This is a genomic window from Micromonospora sp. 4G55 (assembly GCF_016803375.1).
Map to the genome: position 1 here is coordinate 1 of NZ_JAEVHN010000626.1, position 3,554 is coordinate 3,554.

The 3,554-nt window shown below is 76.3% G+C and carries 3 protein-coding genes; 2 read left to right on the forward strand and 1 reads right to left on the reverse strand.

Annotation, left to right across the window (positions count from 1 at the left end; genetic code table 11):
• Together JNW89_RS31220 and JNW89_RS31225 are read left to right on the forward strand one after the other, a co-directional pair.
• On the forward strand, window positions 1–1,800 hold a 1,800-nt coding region (locus JNW89_RS31220), incomplete at its 5' end, for a vWA domain-containing protein (RefSeq protein WP_238451802.1).
• On the forward strand, window positions 1,797–3,170 hold the full coding sequence (locus JNW89_RS31225; RefSeq protein WP_238451803.1) for an extracellular solute-binding protein: 1,374 nt from the start codon (window positions 1,797–1,799) through the stop codon (window positions 3,168–3,170). The genes JNW89_RS31220 and JNW89_RS31225, both read left to right, overlap by 4 nt.
• Window positions 3,171–3,260: 90 nt before the next feature.
• Here the strand turns inward: JNW89_RS31225 and JNW89_RS31230 are convergent.
• On the reverse strand, window positions 3,261–3,554 hold a 294-nt coding region (locus JNW89_RS31230; RefSeq protein ID WP_238451804.1), incomplete at its 5' end, for a cellulose binding domain-containing protein.

Consider the following 3,554-nt stretch of genomic DNA (forward strand, 5'->3'; position numbering starts at 1 on the left):
CGGGTGGCGGCGCTCCTGGTGGCGGTGCTGGCGGTCGGCCTCGCCGCCGTGCCCGAGCCGCTGGGCGGCTGCGCCGGGCCGGTCGAGCTGCGGGTCGCCGCCGCCCCGGACGACCTGGTGACCTACCAGGCGGTGGCCGCCGCGTACGAGTCGTGGACCGCCGCCCGTGCCGGGGGCTGCCGGACGACCAACGTCTTCGTCTATCCCGCCGCGCCGCGCGAGGTGGCCCAGGGTCTCCAGCTCGGCTGGTCGGAGTCCGCCGGCCGGCCGGCGACCGAGGGGGACCCGGGGACGCCGGGCTGGTACCCGGCCGACGTCGGGCCGCGCCCGGACGCCTGGTTCCCGGGCGCCGAGATGCCGTCGCAGCAGGTGTTGAACCTGACCACCGTCCGGGACTACCTGACGGTGGCCCGCTCGCCGCTGGTGCTGGCGGTGCCGCGCGCCCTCGTCGATCCCGCCCGCGACGACGCCGACCGGCAGCGTTCGCTGTCCTGGCCCGAGCTGTTCGCCAAGGCCAGCCGGGCCCCGGGGGAGGAGCCGACGGTCACCGCCTCGGGCCGGCGGGTCACCGGCACCGGCTGGCAGGTCGTCCGCCCCGATCCGGCGGTGTCCCCCGAGGCCCGGATGGTCGACGTGGCGCTGTACGACGGCGCGCCCGACACGGCGTGGATCCGCCAGCAGGTCGAGCAGCGTCTGGAGGCCGCCCAGGACGAGCGCGGCTTCCCGCTGGGCAGCCTCGCCGCCGTGCTGTGCCGGCAGCGGCAGCTCGCCGCCGACCCTTCCGCCCCGGCGCCGCCCGCGGTGGTCACCACCGAGCAGGCGCTGGTCCAGTTCAACCTCGGCGAGCGGCTCGGCGACGGCTGCGTCGAGCGCGGCCGTCCCGCGTCGGGCCGGGCGCTGGTGGCCTTCTATCCGGAGCTGACCCCCGGGGTGGACCACCGCCTGGTCCTCCTGCGCTGGCCGGACTCCGTGCAGAGCCCCGCCGCCCGGGCCGCCGCGGATGACCTGCGCCGCTGGTTGACCGGGCCGGGGCGGGACGAGCTGCTGGCCCGGGGCTTCCGGGTGCCCGGCCGGGACGGGACCGGCCCGGCGCTGACCGAGGAGAACGGCGTGCTGCCGGGCTGGCTGCTGGACAATCCGCAGTGGGAACTCGTCGACGGCTCCGACGCGCTCGCGCTGAACACCGCCGACCAGCGCTACCGGGAGGCCCGGCGGCGGCCCGGGTGCTGTTGGCGCTGGACACGTCCGGCTCGATGCTGGCGGAGGCGGGCCGGGGCACCCGGTTCGACGTGGCGGTGGACGGCATCGCCGCCTCGCTGCGCCGCCTCGGCGGCCGGGACGAGGTCGGGGTGTGGGCGTTCTCCACCGCTACCGGGGGAACGCCGGGCGGCTGCGGGAGGTCGGGGGGCCGACCGGGCGCGGGACGAGGCGCTGGTCGCCCGCCTGCGGCGGACCGTGCCGGCGGGGGACACGCCGCTGTACCGGACCATCGACGCCGCGATCGGCGAGGTGCGCCGGCTGGGCGGCGGGGACGAGCACCTGCGGGCCGTCGTGGTTCTCACCGACGGGCGGGACACCGCCAGCGACGGCCTGGTGCCCCGGGTCGAGGGCGACCCCCCGGTACGCCTCTACGTGATCGCCGTCGGCGAGGCGAGCTGCGACGATCGGGTGCGGACCCGCACCCTGCGGCAGACGGCCCGGGCCAGCGGCGGGCAGTGCCTGCAGGCCGAGGCGAGCACCGTGGACCGGGCGCTGACCGGGCTGTTCCGTCAACTCTGGGAGAAGGGGGCCGGCCAGTGACCGACCGGAAGCCGCGCGGTGCGTCCGGGACTCCTCGTCGCCGGCGCCGGGTGCCGGCGTCCTTCCTGCTCGGGGTGGTCGTCGGCACGGTGGTCGGTGTCGTCGCCACGCTGGGCTGGTACGTCGCCACCCGGGAGGAGCCGCTGGAGCGCGGCGAGCTGGTGATCCTCAGCGGCAAGGACACCAGTTCCGGCGGGCCGCGAAAGGAACTGGTCAAGCTCTGGAACGTGCTGCACCCGCAGAGCCCGGCCCGGATCCGCGAGGCCCCGGTCACCACCGACCAGCAGCACAGCGAGATGGTGGGGATCGCCCAGGCGCAGGCGGCGGGCGGCGACGACCCGGACGACGCCGTGGACATCTACAACCTCGACGTCACCTTCACCGCGGAGTTCGCCGCCGCCGGGTACCTGCGCCCGATCGACGAGGCGCGGCTGGCCCCCGGGCACCTCGACGCGTTCGTGCCGGAGGCGCTGGACAGCTGCCGCTACCGGGGCTCGCTCTGGGCGCTGCCCTTCAACACCGACGCCGGCCTGCTCTTCTACCGGTCGGACCTGGTGACCGGCGGGGCGCCGGCCGCCCCGGGCGAGGCGCCCCGCTTCGACTGGGACGCCATCATCGACCGGAGCGCGGCGCTGACCGGCGCGGGCGGCGCGACCCAACGCCCCGCCGCCGGGTACGTCGGGCAGTTCGGCCCGTACGAGGGGCTGACCGTCAACGGGATGGAACTGCTCTGGGCCGGCGGCGTCGACCAGCTCGTCGACGAGACCGAGAACCGGGTGGTCTTCCAGCGGGAGCGGTGGGAACGCCGGCTGCGTGACGTCGCCGCGGCCCGGCGCGACGGCCTGCTGGTGGGCGACGCCTTCACCGTCCCCGGCGACGAGGCGCGCAGCCTGCGGGACTTCCAGGAGGGCCGGGCGCTGTTCATGCGCAACTGGCCGGTGAACTACCGGTCGCTGGCCGCCACCGACACGCCGGGGCACCGGGTGCCGTTCGAGGTGACGCGCCTGCCCGGCCCGTCGGCGCTGGGCGGCCAGAACCTCGCCATCGCCAAGCAGAGCCGGCAGCCGCGCGCCGCCCAGGCGCTGATCGAGTTCCTGACCCGGGAGGAGGCCCAGCGCACGCTGTTCACGGTGGGCGGCTTCGCCCCGACCCGTACGGACGTCTACGCCGACGCGGCGCTGCGGCAGCGGTTCCCGTACCTCGCGCTGCTCGGCGAGGCGGTCCGGGAGGCCCGGGTACGGCCCCGGGTGCCGCACTACTTCCAGTTCAGCCGGGTGTTCCGGGAGGGTGTTCGGACCGCCCTGGAGGGGGACGGCACGCTGCCGGAGGACTTCGAGGCCCGGCTCAACCGGGCGCTGCGGGGTGGCTGACGGCGGCCGGGTTCGCGGCGCCGCCGTCGACGCGGTCGGCGACCGTGCGGCCGTGACCCGGCTGGTTGCCGGGTCACGGCCGTCGGCGGATCAGAGCGTCGCGGTGCAGGTCGGGGTCGGGTTCGCCGCACTGCCGGAGACGAGGAAGCCGAAGGACGTCTTCGCCCCGGCGGCCAGTGACCCGTTGTAGCTCACGTTCCGGGCGGTGACGGTGGACCCGCTGCTCGTCACCGTCGCGTTCCACGCCTGGCTGACCTGCTGGCCGCCGGCGAACGTCCAGGTCACGGTCCAGCCCTTGACCGCGGTGGCGCCGGCGGTCACCTCCACCTCACCCTGGAAGCCGCCGGACCACTGGGCGGTGACCCGGTAGGTGGCGGTGCAGCC